The following is a 15,966-nucleotide window of genomic DNA, read 5'->3' as shown; positions in this document are numbered from 1 at the left end:
GTTATTACTTAAAAAGTCAGCAAAATAGGAGTATTTTAATGTTAAAAATGTTCATAGAATGGTATAAAAAACGCTTTAGCGATCCGCATGTTGTTTCGCTAATGGCTGTTATTGTTGGCTTATTTGTTATTATCTATTTTTTCAATAAAATTCTTCTACCGGTTTTAATTGCGATTGTACTATCTTATTTACTTGATAGACCGGTTAACTATCTACATAAAAAAAACATACCAAGAACACTGGCAGTTGTAATGGTGTTACTGCTTTTTTTAATGATTGTATTAGTCGGATTTATGATTTTATTACCATTAATTTGGCAACAAAGCATTAGCTTAATCACTAATATTCCAAACATGCTAAATTTTGCAAACAACTTTTTAACCACCTTGCCTGAACACTACCCTGAACTAATTGATGTTGGCTTATTCGACTCGATCATCCAAGGTATTACCAACAAAGTTGTGCAAACTGGTAATTCGTTATTGCAATTTTCCATTGTGTCTTTATTAGGGCTAGTATCTGTTGCAATTAATGGGGTATTAGTGCCCATAATGATGTTTTTTTTATTAAAGGACAAAACAAAAATATGGGGATACTGTTCAAAAATCTTGCCTAAGAACCGTACAATTTTGAACAAAGTTGCTGCTGAAATGGATATGCAAATATCCAATTATATAGTAGGCAATGTACTACATATAATTATTTTATCCATTTGTGTCTATATTCCTTTTTGGTATTTTGGTTTAGATTATGGACTTTTATTAGCAGTGCTTGTTGGATTATCTGTATTAGTGCCTTACGTTGGTATTATTATTTCAAGTATTCCGGTTGTATTAATTGCTCTATTTCAATGGGGATTAAGCGCACAATTTGGTTATTTATTGTTTTTCTATGTATTAATACAAGCATTAGATGGTAATTTATTGGTACCTTGCTTATTTTCTGAAAAACTTAATTTACATCCATTAGTTATTATTTTAGCGGTAATTGTGTTTGGTGGTTTATGGGGATTTTGGGGAATATTTTTTGCAATACCTTTGGCTACATTGGTTAAAGCAATTATAAATGCATGGCCAAAATCAGACGAATTAAATACTATCAATAGCGAAGTAAAAGCAGATTAATGGTTAATCTGCTTTTAATCAGAACTATTTGCTGTGTTTTTTAAGATAGTCTAAAACTACTTCGTGATGGTTAGCGGTTTTGAAATCATCAAACACTTTTTCGATTTTACCGTCTTTGCCAATTAAAAAGCTTATACGGTGAATCCCATCGTAGGTTTTTCCCATAAACTCTTTTTCGCCCCAAGTACCAAATGCTTGAGCAACTTCATGATTTTCGTCAGAAAGCAGCGTGAAATTTAACAGCTCTTTTTCGATAAATCGAGATAATTTCTCAGGTTTATCGGTACTTATACCAAGGATCACCACATTATATTTTTTGAACTCATCAGAACAATCTCGCAAATTACATGCTTGCACAGTGCAACCAGGTGTCATCGCTTTTGGGTAAAAATAAATTAAAACACGTTTGCCTTTAAAGTCATTTAAGCCTACAAGCTCTCCATCTTGGTCTGGCAACGAAAACTGAGGTGCTTTTTCACCTTCTTTAAGTGGATTAACCATATGATTATTACCTATTTTAATAGTTTAATTTTTAATTGGAAATATAAAAAGTGCCATACATCTAAACTAAGTTATTAAAAAAACGACTTGCTGCATCAATGGTATGATTGATCTCTTTATCTGTGTGCTTAAGTGACATGAAACCAGCTTCGAAAGCTGACGGTGCAAAATAAACACCTTCATTTAGCATATGATGATAGAATTTCTTAAATAATTCAACATTACACTGCATCACATCTTGATAAGTGGTTACTTCAGAAGCAGTTGTAAAGAATAATCCAAACATCCCTCCTACATAATTCAACACTAACGGCACATTATGCTTTTTAGCTACCGATAATAAACCATCAGCAAGCGATGCGGTTTTATCTTTTAACTCTTGATAGATTCCAACTTCCATTAACTTGGTTAACGTTGTGTAACCAGCTGCCATTGCAACGGGGTTACCTGAAAGCGTTCCAGCTTGGTATATTGGACCAGTTGGTGCTAATTGCATCATAATATCTGCACGACCACCAAACGCTCCAACAGGCATACCTCCACCAATAATTTTGCCTAAACAAGTTAAATCGGGCACAACATCATAATAATCTTGAGCTCCGCCCAGTGCGACTCGAAAGCCTGTCATCACTTCGTCAATGATTAATAACGTACCATACTTATCGCAAAGTGCTCGTAAACCGTGTAGAAACTCTTTCTTTGCTGGCACGCAATTCATATTGCCTGCAACTGGCTCAATAATGATGGCGGCAATTTGGTCGGGATATTGCTCAAATTGTTTTTTAACCGATTCTAAATTATTATAATCACAAACTAATGTATGCTTAACAAAATCATCAGGTACACCTGGTGAAGTTGGGTGACCAAAAGTAAGGGCACCAGACCCCGCTTTAACTAACAAATAATCAGCATGACCGTGATAACAGCCTTCAAATTTAATAATCTTATCACGTCCAGTAAAACCACGTGCAACACGTATGGCACTCATGGTTGCTTCAGTTCCCGAATTTACCATACGCACCATTTCAATTGAAGGCATTAATTGAGTAACCAAATTAGCAACTTTGGTTTCAATTTCGGTTGGTGCACCATAACTCAAACCGTTATGAACAGCGTTAATTACCGCATTAGCTACATCGGGGTCATTGTGTCCAAGGATCATCGGCCCCCAAGAACCGACATAATCAATGTAGGCTCTTTCGTCCGCATCATAAATATACGCACCGTTTGCACGCTCGATAAATAAAGGTGAACCACCAACGCCATTAAAGGCGCGAACAGGCGAATTAACGCCACCAGGCATAACTGATTGAGCCTGATGATAAAGTTTTTCTGATTTGAAATTGTTTTGCATAACTGAGATGATCTCTCTATAAAAATTTGTTGTATTTATTCATAAAATCAAAATAAATTCAAGCTAACTATGAGAAATTTATTTAATAGAAGTTTTCTATTTTGTATTTTCATTTAGCAAAGGTATATAATGCAAAGATCAATATATTAGGAGAAGAATATGAGCGATGCTTTACCGATTAACTTTACTGATGCTGCAGCCAACAAAGTTAAATCATTAGTCACTGAAGAAGAGAACCCAAACCTAAAATTAAGGGTGTATATAACAGGCGGTGGTTGTAGTGGATTTCAGTATGGTTTTACTTTCGATGAAAAGGTAAACGAAGATGACTTAGCTATTGAAAAAAATGGTGTATCTTTAGTTATCGATCCCATGAGTTTACAATATCTAGTTGGCGGCACTATCGATTATGTAGAAGGTTTACAAGGCTCTCGTTTTGTTGTTGATAATCCCAATGCAACAACAACATGCGGTTGCGGTTCATCTTTCAGTGTTTAAGCCATATTTAAGTTTTAAAAATACCAATAACGTTATGGGAAGATAATAAACCATAACTTTAACTTTAATATTTATAGAAAGATTAATAAAAGCCATAAAAAGTGACAAACATTGAGCAGTTAAACAATAATTTTTAATTTTTAGTTGACGGCAAAATTAAGATGGGTAAAATGCACAGCATTCGAAACGCAATTACCTTTTGGTAATAAGTTTTGAGCCCGGGTGGTGAAATCGGTAGACACAAGGGATTTAAAATCCCTCGGCCTTTTTGGCCGTGCGAGTTCAAGTCTCGCCCCGGGCACCACTAACAAACAACTCTCATGCGGGAATAGCTCAGTTGGTAGAGCACGACCTTGCCAAGGTCGGGGTCGCGAGTTCGAACCTCGTTTCCCGCTCCAATAAAACATCTATTTAGTATAAAAGTAAATTTATATCCCATAGTGTGTTAACTAACGAAAGTTATTAGTTGTGTGCAAGGCACAAAAAACACAGCAAAAACATTGTAATAAAAACAGAAATTAGCTAATAATTACTTAAATTAAGCAAAATAAAAAACTTCAATAAAATCAATAGTCTACCTGAGCTATTTTAGAGAAAACACACAACACGGCAAGGTTAATTTACCTATCTTTTAACTGTGTCGGAGTGCTTTGCTGATAGACTGAGGGCAGCACGCCAAATAGGACTGTTTGGCGAGTTTGTGCTTTGTTATGGATGCCAATTTATCAGTAACAATTTGGCACTTCTGAGCAAAGCAAATAGGCTTAAAAAAGGCGAATTTCATAATGATTTGAGTAAATCATGCCGATGGTTAAGAGCGAGCGTGGGCGTTGGGTACCGTAGTTTATATTTTGTAGCCATGTGATTTGTAAGATGTTACGCTCAAAATTCTTAAATTAAACGTTATCACCAATATCAGTTATTCCGACAAAATTCAAAAGCTATAAAGCTAACACCCTATTTTAATTATAAAATTAACCTATCTATAAAACCGAATCGTTTTCATCTTTACATTTCTTTACAAAAAAGTCCGCCAAAAAACTAGCCAACTATTTTATAAATGGTTATACTTTTATCGCTGTAGGAAAACAAGCTTATTAAATAAGCGAGTAATTATAAAAAATCGAAATAAAACAAAATATTACTTGACACGAGGAACGTAATGCATTATCATTTTAGGCACAAGGCACAAGGCACAAGGCACAAGCACTGGCAAACCTATGTCTTAAATTTATCAAATAATCCTATTCGACGAGTTTTTACACAAAACTTATTTATATCTTCGAAATTATCGCTCAAATCACCTAAAACAGCTTTGCTAGTATTAGCATTGTTATTATTGTCATCTTCATCGAATTTACAGGCATTGAATGGTAAAATAGCTCGAGCGGATAATCGTAGTGATGCGATAATTTTACCTTCAACGGTAGTTGCAGTTATTGATTATGTAAGGCCAGTTCTATGTAATAGTAATAAAAATGACGGCAAATGTGCAGGCCCAGCTGACATATGGAATCCTGATAAGGGCTTCCTAGTTCAATCAATCAATCCTGAATCATACAGCCTAAATTTTCCGACCACGGGTGCGCATAATTTATATTTTGATTTACTCATAACTGGAGATATAGAAGAATTGACATGGGAACCCGTTACTTTGGGGGGAATTACTGCAACAGTGACAAATGTTGTAGCTAAGGATTGGTGGATTCCTAAAGAAGATAGGGGACAAGTTGTAGCACGTGTTAAGCTAACAGGTCCAGAGGCAAGAAATCAATGGGATAATCCTCATCCCAACACAATTGCTAAGCCAAGGTTACCGCAGACGTTTGAGTTAGTGGGTAGAGATATATATGGCGTTGAGGTAGTAAAATATGGGTTTGTGTTGAGGCAGTGGTTCGTCAGTCGGGGGGAGAATTTGAGTCATTATAGTGACCAGTTAGCATGGTGTAATGGTTTGGGTTACCGCATGCCGAGGGTAAGGGATTTAACCAATGCGAAGTGTGGTGTAGATAGTAATGATTTCCCATGTATAAATAACATAGATGGCGCCACGCCGTTGTCACGAGGTAATTGGTTCATGCGTTACATAGGCGCTGGCTTTTTCACGGAGTGGGGCAGCATGGACGGCTACGCTGATGCTGATACGGACTTCGTCCACCTGGACTTCTGGACGAGCGAGGCGGCAGGTAGCAACCAGTTCTATGTCGGCAGCTACGGCTACGTCGACAACCTCAGTCCCAGCCCCAACCTCGCTGGCACCTACTACAGCGGTGCCCTTTGCTCCGCACCTTAGCTTTTAGCGTTTAGTCCTTAATCTGTATGAAAACGCCGAGTTGTTTACACTTCATAATTAAAATAATCCTCTAAAGACTCATAAGGCGTTTTCCCTGAAATCGCTTTATGTGGTTTAACGGTATTATAAAAATTAATAAAGCGTTTCAGTTTTTGTTTTCTATCTTTTGAATTGCTAAATATTTGCCGATTATGCCATATCGCAATTCAAAGTTTGTATCACTCTTTCGGCTTTCACATCGGTTTGACAGGTGGGATTGGTACATTTTTGCTTGATACAGCGATTATCACGCAGTTTATCTAAACAAATATTTATCTAACAAACAAAGACTGTCCAATTTTTGTCAAAAAGTTTCAGGAAAATACCGTGTTTAAGTAAAAAAACAAAAAAAATCATGTTAATACTAGAAAATAATTTTTCTAGTTTGCTGTTTCGTTTGATTTATAAGTAAAGATAAACCTTTGGTATCAACCTGTAGCATTTTGCTTGGATAGGTTTTGTAATAGCGTTTAGCCAAATCAATGGCCGTCGTTTTTTCTTTATGATATAAACGCCATATCGCTTGCTGGTGATAAAGCGCTAATTTTGTTTTTTACGACTAATTATTACAGTAGTTTCTCAAATTACCGTAAACAATATTAGTAATATCTTACACATAAGACATCAAATAATATGATGCCTATTGAATTAAAAACACGAAAACAGGCAGCTTAATTTTCTACGTGAGAGTGTACTAAGTTTGGGGTATTTACATCGTGAGTATTTATTTTACCTATTTAGAAACACAACACAGCGAAGGTTTGAGTTTGTATTTTTTATTGTTTAATTATATTTACTATTTTTTTACTGTTTATTTATTTTTGTTGAGAATAATTCGCATTTTTACACTAAAAATAACTTCATTTCTTTCTAAAATATGTATTTTTAATTTTATATGATTATTTATATCAGCACTGTTGTCATTTTTAGGAAGCGTAATGTCATTTTTTACTCTTAACCAGTTACCTTTAGGCCACGAGGCGGTTATTACTAGGTTGTTACCCGAATCGTTACCTTTTCGTCGAAAGTTACTTGCAATGGGGATTACACCAGGGTGTAAGGTTCTGGTTGTGCGAGTTGCACCATTTGGTGATCCGATTGAAATTAAAATGCGTGGATTTTGGCTTTGTTTGCGTCGTAAAGAAGCACAAGCTATTGAAGTTATGGAGGTAAGTAAATGAAGATAGCATTAATTGGTAACCCTAACTGTGGTAAGACGACATTATTTAATTTATTAACTGGCTCAAAGCAACGTGTGGGAAATTGGCCTGGGGTGACTGTTGAACGTAAAACAGGTGTTTTCACTTATCATAATGCACAATATGAAGTTGTCGATTTACCTGGTACATATTCGATTGAACCAGATCCACTTAGCGTTTCTCAAGATGAGCTTATCGCACGTCAGTTTGTGTTGTCTGATAGTGATAGTGTTATTATTAATATTATTGATGCAACTAATTTGCAACGTAGTTTGTATTTAACTTGTCAGTTAATTGATTTACAAGTGCCAATGATTGTTGTACTAAATATGATGGATGCAATTAAAGCAATGGGCGAGCAGATTAATGTTGATATGTTGTCAACACTGTTAGGTTGTCCTGTAGTAGCAATATCATCAACCCAAAAATTGGGTCTATCGTGTTTTTATCAACAAATCGAAAATATGGTAGTTACACCACAAGCTGCTCATCCGTCGATTGATTTGCTTGGCGATGATCAGCAAGCGGTGATTAATCGTTGTATTTGTGAGTTACCAGATGATAGTGTTGTGCATCAATTCAATCGTTGGCAATTGATGGATGCGTTATTAGATGATTCGCGTTATAACTTACTCGAATGCGAAAAAGAGATGTTTGCAAACTGCCGTTCATTGCTTGCAAAATGGTGTGATAATGAAATTGATGTGGCGCTTGCTAGTGCACGTTATGATACGATTGATACAATTTGTAAGAAAGTGATTGATAAACCACGTGAACTTAGTCGTCGATTTTCAGATATATTGGATAATATTACTTTAGGGCGTATTACTGGTATTCCGTTCTTTTTACTCGCAATGTATGCCATGTTTATGCTAGCAATTAATTTTGGGGCTGTGTTTATTGATTTTTTTGATGTGCTGTGTGGTACTATCTTTGTCGATGGCACAACGCAGTTACTTCATGCTATCAATGCACCGAATTGGCTTACGGCTATTTTGTCTAATGGGATTGGTCGTGGTATTCAAACGGTTTCAACTTTTATTCCTGTCATTGGGGCGATGTTTTTTTGTTTGTCTTTTTTGGAAGATTCTGGTTATTTGGCGCGAGCAGCAATGGTAATCGATCGGCTGATGCGTTGCATTGGTTTGCCGGGAAAAGCATTTGTGCCAATGTTAGTGGGGTTCGGTTGTGGTGTGCCAGCCATTATGGGCACTCGAACGTTAGAAAGTACACGTGATCGTATTATGTCGATCTGTATGATTCCTTTTATGTCATGTGGAGCAAGATTGCCGGTGTATGCTTTATTCGCTGTGATATTTTTTCCTAAAAATGCTTCTTTAGTGGTGTTTGCCTTATATTTGCTTGGTGTAGTTGTGGCAATGATAACTGGATTTATACTTAAATTTACGCTATTAAAAGGTTCATTAACACCGTTTATTATGGAAATGCCAGTGTATCGTATTCCGACTTTAAGTAGTCTAATTAGTTTAACTTGGCAGCGTTTAAAGTCGTTTGTTTTTAAAGCAGGTAAAGCCATTGTATTGATGGTAACAATATTAAGTGTACTTAATTCATGGGGGAGTGATGGTTCGTTTAGACACGAAAGTTCGCAGGACTCTATGCTTTCAGTTGTTAGCCAAACAATCACTCCAGCATTTGCACCAATGGGGATTAAACACGATAATTGGCCCGCAACGGTGGGAATTTTTACGGGTATTTTTGCTAAGGAGTCGGTGATTGCAACGCTTAATTCGCTTTATTCGATGGGCGATGACAATGAGCAAGCAACCAAGTCATTTGATTTATCACAAGGGATTGTAGATGCGTTGGCAACGATTCCTAAGAATTTAGTTGATCTATCAGATGCAGTATTAGATCCACTAGGGTTTAATACAGTTTCACAAAATATTGATTCACTTCAGTCTGATTTGGATGTAAATTCGGTAACAATTTCTCAAATCAAGGGCGCTTTTGGTTCGTCTTCGAATGCGATGAGTTATTTGATCTTCATTTTACTTTATACACCTTGTGCTGCTGCATTAGGAGCTGTGTACCGAGAGGCTGGTTTTAGATGGGTGATATTTGTGGCAATTTGGACTTTTACTATCGCATGGCTAACAGCAACGATTTATTATCAATTTACTTTGCTTGGGCATTCTACTATAGCAGGTTGGTGGCTTTTGGGATGTAGTGTATTTATTGTTGTAGCACTATTGTTTATGCGTACTTTAGGGCGATATTCATCATTTAACCAACAAACGGAACCGAATCTACAACAGTGTAAAAAATCATCATGCTGTCAGTAAGTAGCTGGCTAGCTAATTTGTAAAAATATAGATAGAGAAAAGATTTGTGATTTTTCTGTAACTTTAATTATCGGATTATGGCTATGTTAATAACGTCGATTCGTGATTATGTACAATTAAAAGGCCGTGTACCATTGCAAGATGTTGCACGCCATTTTCGTTTACCTGAAAGTGCAGCTGAGCAGATGTTAGGGTTTTGGATTAAAAAAGGGATGATAAAGCTCATAGTACAAGATCAGCTATTGTTTTGCCAAACTAATAAGTGTCACTCTTGTTCAAACTGTCACTTAGCTGGTAATGTTGAATATGTTTGGGTTTAATTGAATCATGAATCAGTAACTTTTTACATTTATAATGTGTTGTCAATTATTTTGTTGCATCATAGATAAATGATGCTAATTAACGCTGATTTGATTTTGTGATTAAATTCACAGAATTAATTTTATTTGTATGGATAAGCTAGCAAACATGGATAAGTGATTCTATATTATCAGAGTCTGAGGCTACATTTTATGTTTTCAGCCTATCTGATTTTAGACAACAAGATAGATTAATGACCACCTCATGACAAAGTCGTTTTATTGTTGAATAAATGTTATTATACTTTCATTATAGTAAAACGTTGTATGAGGATAAAATGTATGAGTCAATTAGATGAATTTAAAAAATTAACTGTAGTGGTAGCCGATACTGGTGATATCGATTCTATTAAGCAGTTTTCCCCCGAAGATGCAACAACCAATCCTTCCCTCGTTTTGAAAGCAGCGCAACTTCCTCAATATCGTTATTTAATTGATTCTGCAGTTGAAACTGCGAAAAAAATTGGTGGCAGTAAAGAACAACAATTAGTTAATGCGTGTGACCAGGTTGCAGTTAATATTGGCGCCGAAATTTTAAAAACAGTTCCTGGTCGTATTTCGACCGAAGTGGATGCCCGTTTGTCTTTTGATAAACAAGGATGTATTGAAAAGGCACGTGAAATTATTGCACTTTATGAAGAAAAGGGTATTGATAAGTCACGTATCTTAATTAAAATTGCTTCAACTTGGGAAGGTATTAAAGCGGCTGAAGTGCTAGAAAAAGAAGGGATAAACTGTAATTTAACTTTGCTATTTTCGTTCGCACAAGCACGTGCTTGTGCTGAAGTAAATGCATTTTTAATTTCGCCTTTTGTGGGCCGAATCTATGATTGGTATCAAGCTAAAAAATCAATCGAACCTTATGTTGCGGATGAAGATCCGGGCGTAATTTCTGTGCGTAATATCTTTAATTATTATAAACAACACGGTTATAAAACTATTGTTATGGGGGCTAGCTTCCGTAAGGTCGATCAGATTTTAGCATTAGCAGGTTGTGATAGATTGACAATTTCGCCTAACTTACTGGCCGAAATGCAACAATCAAATACGCCTGTTGTACAGAAGCTCAATCCAAATCAAACCATAGTTGCTCGTCCTGCGCCAATGACTGAGGCCGAATTTAGATGGCAACATAATAGCGATGCTATGGCAGTTGAAAAATTAGCCGAAGGGATTCGTGCTTTTGCCGTAGATCAAGGCAAATTAGAAGATATGATTGGCGCATTGTTATAATCATATAAAACAATTGGGGAGTATGCTCCCCATTTTTATGCTATTTCTTTCGTTAATTTAAATAACGATTTTGCAAGTGATGTTAACCTTGCAGGTATTAACAAATTTAAACTCAAAATTTTTTGGAGATGATGACATGAATGCAACCACACTATCTCACCGCGAACTGGCGAATGCGATAAGGGCATTAAGCATGGATGGCGTGCAAAAAGCAAAATCAGGCCATCCTGGTGCACCTATGGGTATGGCGGATATGGCCGAAGTACTTTGGCGTGGCTTTTTAAAACACAATCCAACCAATCCTAAATGGGCTGATCGTGACCGTTTTGTTTTATCAAATGGTCATGCATCTATGTTGATTTATAGCCTATTGCATTTAACTGGTTATGATGTGACGATTGATGATCTTAAAAATTTCCGTCAGTTGCATTCAAAAACTGCAGGACACCCTGAATATGGTTATGTGCCAGGTGTCGAAACAACCACAGGTCCACTTGGGCAAGGTATTGCCAATGCTGTAGGTATGGCAATTGCAGAAAGAACATTAGCGGCACAATTTAATAAAGCAGGTCATACTATTGTTGATCACCATACTTATGTGTTTATGGGCGATGGTTGTATGATGGAGGGAATATCGCACGAAGTGTGTTCATTAGCAGGCACGTTAAAGCTAGGTAAACTAATTGCATTTTATGACGATAATGGAATTTCAATCGACGGTGAGGTAGAAGGTTGGTTTACTGATGATACCGCAAAACGTTTTGAATCTTATGGTTGGCATGTTATTCGTGGTATTGATGGGCATGACGCTAAAGCCTTAAAACAAGCGATTGAACAAGCGCAAGCAGTAAGTGATAAACCATCACTACTAATGTGTAAAACGGTAATTGGTTTTGGTTCGCCAAATAAAGCAGGTAGCCATGAAAGTCATGGTGCACCTTTAGGTGATGCTGAAATTGAAGCAACCCGTAAATCATTAGGTTGGAATTATCCTGCTTTTGAAATTCCTAAAGATTATTATGATGCTTGGGATGCGAAAGCAAAAGGTAAACAGCACGAAGATGAATGGAATGCTCGTTTTGATGCTTATGCTAAGGCCTATCCTGAATTAGCTAAAGAATTCAAGCGTCGCGTTAATGGTGATCTGCCTGCAGACTGGTCACAAATTGCTAACGATGTGGTTAATAAACTACAAGCAAACCCTGCAACAATAGCTACTCGTAAAGCATCACAAAATTCAATTGAAGCCTTTGCTCCTGCATTACCTGAGTTTTTAGGTGGTTCAGCAGATTTAGCACCAAGTAACTTAACCATGTGGTCAGGCTCTAAAGAAATTTTAGCTAATGCTGATGGTAACTATATCCATTATGGTGTGCGTGAGTTTGGTATGTCAGCAATCATGAACGGTATTGCCTTACATGGCGGATTTATTCCTTATGGTGCAACATTCTTAATGTTTATGGAGTACGCACGCAATGCTATTCGTATGGCTGCGTTAATGAAAATCCGTTCATTATTTGTTTATACACATGATTCAATTGGCTTGGGTGAAGATGGCCCAACGCATCAACCCGTCGAGCAAATGGCAAGCTTACGAGTTACGCCAAATGTGAGTACTTGGCGCCCATGTGACCAAGTAGAATCAGCTATTGCTTGGCAGTATGGTATTGAGCGCAAAGATGGTCCAATTGCATTAATCTTCTCAAGACAGAATTTAAAACAACAAGAACGTACAGCTGAACAATTAGCCAATGTCTATCGAGGCGGTTATATCTTAAATGATTGTACTGGTACTCCAGAGTTGATAATTATTGCTACTGGTTCAGAAGTAGAACTTGCAGTTGAAGCTTATCATCAACTTACACAAGCAGGTAAAAAAGTGCGAGTTGTGTCAATGCCATCAACTGATGCGTTTGATAAACAAGATAGCACTTATAGAGAGTCAGTATTGCCATCATCAGTGACAGCTCGCCTAGCTATTGAAGCTGGTATCAGCGATTACTGGTATAAATATGTTGGTCTTAACGGCAAAGTCGTTGGCATGACAAGCTTTGGTGAGTCAGGTCCAGCTGATCAACTATTTAAAGCATTCGGCTTTACTGTTGAAAATGTACTTGCGCAAGCAAATAGTTTATTGAAATAGTTAATTTATTATACTAAAAAACACCATCAGTGAAAGTATTGATGGCGTTTTTTTATTTAAATAATGAGTATTAATCAAAAGGATTAACCCATTTTTTGTTTAATTATTGAAAATTCAATAATTGGTTATTATAAAAATGTAGTTAATCCTTTCTATATTATTAAATTTTTATATAGATGATTTTACTTTGATGCCCATTCTAAAATAACTTCAACGGGTTGTTTTTGAATATAGATCATCCTAGCTATTAATAGTAATGCCGAAACAGCAAGTCCTGATATAATACCTATCCAAAAACCAGCTGCGCCAATTGGTTGAATGATTAGGTCGGTTAATCCTAAAACATAACCAACTGGCAATCCGACTACCCAATAAGAAAGTAGAGTAATAAAAAAAATGCTTTTAGTGTCTTTATAACCTCGAAGCACATTACTAGCTACTACTTGTAAATAGTCAGACGCTTGATAAATAGCGAGTAAAATAATAAGTTGCATACAAATAGCAATTACAGCATTTTCTTGTGTAAATATGGTGATGATTTGTGAACTAAAAATAACTAAAATTAATGCAACTATAATGGCGATTGCTAAGGATATGGCTAAACTAATGTAAGAAGTTTGTTTGGCTAAAACTGGTTTTCTTTTGCCCAGTAAATAACCGACACGAATACTAGTAGCAACCCCAAGAGATAATGGAATAGCGAAGGTTAAACTGCTGATGGTGAATATAATTTGATGTGCAGCAACGGTTATTTGACCTAATGGGGCAATTAATAATGCAATCACAGCAAATAAGCTCATTTCAAAAAAGTAAGCGAGAGCAAGAGGAGCACCAAGCACAACAATTTTTTTGATTATAGCAAAATCAACTAGTTTGGTGATTGGTGTTAGGCGAATGTCGCGTTGGCTTGCGCTAGTGAGTGTATATAAGCGTATTAATATAAACATGAGCCAAAAGATGATTGTCGCTGTAATGCCACAGCCGACCCCACCAAAAGCAGGTAAGCCTAATTTTCCATAGATTAAAACGTAATTAATTGGAATGTTGGCAAGAAGGGCAATGAATATAATCACCATGGCTGGCTTTGTGTTTGATAGCCCTTCACATTGATTGCGGTAGACCAAGAAAAGCAAGAATGCTGGCACACCCCACATTATGGCACGTAAAAATTTGGTTGCCACGTCCATCATTTCTGGATCAATAGGGTGATCGTCCGAGCTTCTTAAGTTTATTATTAGGTCGGAATGATAGAGAACTAACATCATAAGCACTGATAATACCAATGCGATGACAACGCCTTGCCGAGTATGATCGGCAACTTGGTTTCGTTTAGCTGCACCATTTAGGTTTGAAATAATTGGCGTTAAAACAGTGAGTAAACCTTGCCCAAATAAGATGGTAGGTAGCCATATCGAGACAGCAATGGCTACCCCAGAAAGTGCCGTTTTACTATAATTGCCTGCCATGATAGTATCAACAAAGGTGATCGCAGTTTGCGATACTTGCGCAATTAGCACCGGAACTGCCAATTTAACCAGATTTTTTACTTCGTGTTTATAATGTTGTTTCATGGTGTTAATTAACGTTTAACCGTTCCCCATAGATCGTACTCATCGGAATGCTCAATGTTAACCTGAACAATATCACCGACTTTGACTTGGTTTTCTTCGTTTAAATAAACAACGCCGTCGATTTCAGGGGCATCAGCCATACTACGACCTATTGCACCTTCACCATCAACTTCATCAATAATGACAGCTAGCGTTTTGCCAATTTTGGCTTGTAATTTTTGCGTTGAGATTTTTTGTTGTAGTTGCATAAAGCGATCAAAACGTTCTTGTTTTATTGCTTCAGGAATTTGATCGGCAAGTTTATTGGCTTCAGCACCTTCTATAGGACTGTATGGAAAGCAGCCAACGCGATCTAATTGCGCTTGTGATAAAAAGTCGAGCAGTAATTCAAAATCTTGTTCTGTTTCGCCGGGATAACCAACAATAAAGGTTGAACGTAACGTGATATCAGAACAGATTTCTCGCCATTTATGGATACGTTCTAAGGTTCTTTCAATGGTTCCAGGTCGTTTCATTGATTTTAAAATTGTTGGACTTGCGTGTTGTAATGGCACATCTAAATAAGGCAAAATTTTACCATCTGCCATTAATGGAATTAGATTATCGACACTTGGATAAGGATACATATAATGCAATCTGACCCAAATTCCCAAACTTGATAATTGTTCGCAAAGCGTTTGAATATCAGTTTTTAATGGCATTCCATTCCAGAAACTGGTCCTGTTTTTGATATCAACGCCGTAAGCTGAAGTGTCTTGTGCAATAACTAATAATTCTTTAACACCACTGTCGGCTAGACGTTTTGCTTCATCAAGTACGTTACCAATAGGGCGACTAATCATTTCACCTCGTAATGATGGAATAATGCAAAATGTACAACTATGATTACAACCTTCAGAAATTTTTAGGTAAGCATAATGTTTTGGTGTTAGTTTTATACCTTGTTGGGGGACTAGACTGGTAAATGGATTATAAGCAGGTTTTGGTGCATATTTATTAACATGATTTAGTACCGCTTCATAGCTGTGTGGACCTGATATTTCAAGTACTTTTGGGTGTACAGTCCTAATTTGATCTTCTTTGGCACCAAGGCATCCAGTTACAATGACTTTGCCGTTTTCATTAAGAGCTTCGCCGATTGCTTCTAGAGATTCTTGCACTGCACTGTCAATAAATCCACAAGTGTTTACAATGACTAGATCGGCATTGTCATAGCTAGGTACGACTTGATAACCTTGTGTACGCAGTTCGGTTAAAATTCGCTCAGAGTCAACTAAATTTTTAGGACAGCCAAGGCTCACAAATCCAATTGTAGGGGGTAACATATTCATAGTATTTATAATAGT

At 36.7% G+C, this 15,966-nt stretch carries 13 protein-coding genes and 2 tRNA genes; 10 read left to right on the top strand and 5 right to left on the bottom strand.

All coding sequences use genetic code 11. The annotated features are described in order from the left end of the window. Window positions 1–38 precede the first annotated feature (38 nt). Window positions 39–1,124: an AI-2E family transporter gene (locus GYW75_RS04315; protein ID WP_174798563.1), complete on the top strand. Its 1,086-nt coding sequence runs from the start codon at window positions 39–41 to the stop codon at window positions 1,122–1,124. Between the two features lie 24 nt (window positions 1,125–1,148). On the opposite strand, the gene bcp is transcribed toward GYW75_RS04315, so the two are convergent. Then, window positions 1,149–1,625 carry a thioredoxin-dependent thiol peroxidase gene (gene bcp / locus GYW75_RS04310; RefSeq protein ID WP_065559949.1) on the bottom strand — a complete coding sequence of 159 codons (477 nt, stop codon included), beginning with the start codon at window positions 1,623–1,625 and terminating at the stop codon, window positions 1,149–1,151. Window positions 1,626–1,686: 61 nt separating this feature from the next. After that, entirely contained in the window at window positions 1,687–2,979 is a 1,293-nt protein-coding gene (gene hemL, locus GYW75_RS04305; RefSeq protein WP_174798562.1) for a glutamate-1-semialdehyde 2,1-aminomutase, read from the bottom strand. A 159-nt stretch (window positions 2,980–3,138) separates the two neighbouring features. Between hemL and erpA the strand changes: the two genes are divergently transcribed. From erpA to GYW75_RS04285, 4 genes are all read left to right on the top strand, one after another. Next, the gene (gene erpA / locus GYW75_RS04300; protein ID WP_034914816.1) at window positions 3,139–3,477 is read left to right on the top strand and encodes an iron-sulfur cluster insertion protein ErpA; all 339 of its coding nucleotides are present in this window, start codon (window positions 3,139–3,141) and stop codon (window positions 3,475–3,477) included. Between the two features lie 216 nt (window positions 3,478–3,693). Continuing rightward, window positions 3,694–3,781: transfer RNA gene (locus tag GYW75_RS04295), tRNA-Leu, on the top strand. Between the two features lie 18 nt (window positions 3,782–3,799). Further along, window positions 3,800–3,875 (top strand) — tRNA-Gly (locus GYW75_RS04290). Window positions 3,876–4,639: 764 nt separating this feature from the next. Beyond that, window positions 4,640–5,770 (top strand): hypothetical protein, encoded by a 1,131-nt coding sequence (locus GYW75_RS04285; protein ID WP_174798561.1) that lies wholly within the window; start codon window positions 4,640–4,642, stop codon window positions 5,768–5,770. A gap of 44 nt (window positions 5,771–5,814) precedes the next feature. Here the strand turns inward: GYW75_RS04285 and GYW75_RS12735 are convergent, their stop codons facing one another. Then, window positions 5,815–5,919 carry a hypothetical protein gene (locus GYW75_RS12735; RefSeq protein ID WP_446719039.1) on the bottom strand — a complete coding sequence of 35 codons (105 nt, stop codon included), beginning with the start codon at window positions 5,917–5,919 and terminating at the stop codon, window positions 5,815–5,817. 828 nt (window positions 5,920–6,747) lie between these two features. On the opposite strand from GYW75_RS12735, the gene GYW75_RS04275 reads away from it, so the two are divergent. The 5 genes from GYW75_RS04275 (at window position 6,748) to tkt (ending at window position 13,049) form a co-directional block, all read left to right on the top strand. Beyond that, window positions 6,748–6,990: a FeoA family protein gene (locus tag GYW75_RS04275; RefSeq protein WP_065589913.1), complete on the top strand. Its 243-nt coding sequence runs from the start codon at window positions 6,748–6,750 to the stop codon at window positions 6,988–6,990. Next, window positions 6,987–9,314 carry a Fe(2+) transporter permease subunit FeoB gene (gene feoB / locus GYW75_RS04270; RefSeq protein WP_174798560.1) on the top strand — a complete coding sequence of 776 codons (2,328 nt, stop codon included), beginning with the start codon at window positions 6,987–6,989 and terminating at the stop codon, window positions 9,312–9,314. Before GYW75_RS04275 ends, feoB begins: the two co-directional genes overlap by 4 nt. Before the next feature lie 77 nt (window positions 9,315–9,391). Next, on the top strand, window positions 9,392–9,634 hold the full coding sequence (locus GYW75_RS04265; RefSeq protein WP_238786397.1) for a FeoC-like transcriptional regulator: 243 nt from the start codon (window positions 9,392–9,394) through the stop codon (window positions 9,632–9,634). A gap of 321 nt (window positions 9,635–9,955) precedes the next feature. Further along, window positions 9,956–10,906 (top strand): transaldolase, encoded by a 951-nt coding sequence (tal, locus tag GYW75_RS04260; RefSeq protein WP_174798559.1) that lies wholly within the window; start codon window positions 9,956–9,958, stop codon window positions 10,904–10,906. A gap of 136 nt (window positions 10,907–11,042) precedes the next feature. Beyond that, complete coding sequence (tkt, locus tag GYW75_RS04255) at window positions 11,043–13,049, top strand: transketolase (protein ID WP_174798558.1); 2,007 nt, start codon at window positions 11,043–11,045, stop codon at window positions 13,047–13,049. Window positions 13,050–13,231: 182 nt separating this feature from the next. Here tkt and GYW75_RS04250 read toward each other — a convergent pair whose 3' ends face one another. Next, the gene (locus GYW75_RS04250) at window positions 13,232–14,620 is read right to left on the bottom strand and encodes an MATE family efflux transporter (RefSeq protein ID WP_174798557.1); all 1,389 of its coding nucleotides are present in this window, start codon (window positions 14,618–14,620) and stop codon (window positions 13,232–13,234) included. 8 nt (window positions 14,621–14,628) lie between these two features. Beyond that, window positions 14,629–15,945, bottom strand: coding sequence for a 30S ribosomal protein S12 methylthiotransferase RimO (gene rimO / locus GYW75_RS04245; RefSeq protein ID WP_194240428.1), 1,317 nt, complete (start codon window positions 15,943–15,945; stop codon window positions 14,629–14,631). Window positions 15,946–15,966 lie beyond the last annotated feature (21 nt).

Source organism: Gilliamella sp. ESL0232 (genome assembly GCF_013346885.1).
GTDB classification, from domain to species: Bacteria; Pseudomonadota; Gammaproteobacteria; order Enterobacterales; family Orbaceae; genus Gilliamella; species Gilliamella bombi.
Note: the sequence above shows the minus strand (reverse complement) of the source record. Positions and strands in the feature narration are given on the sequence as shown.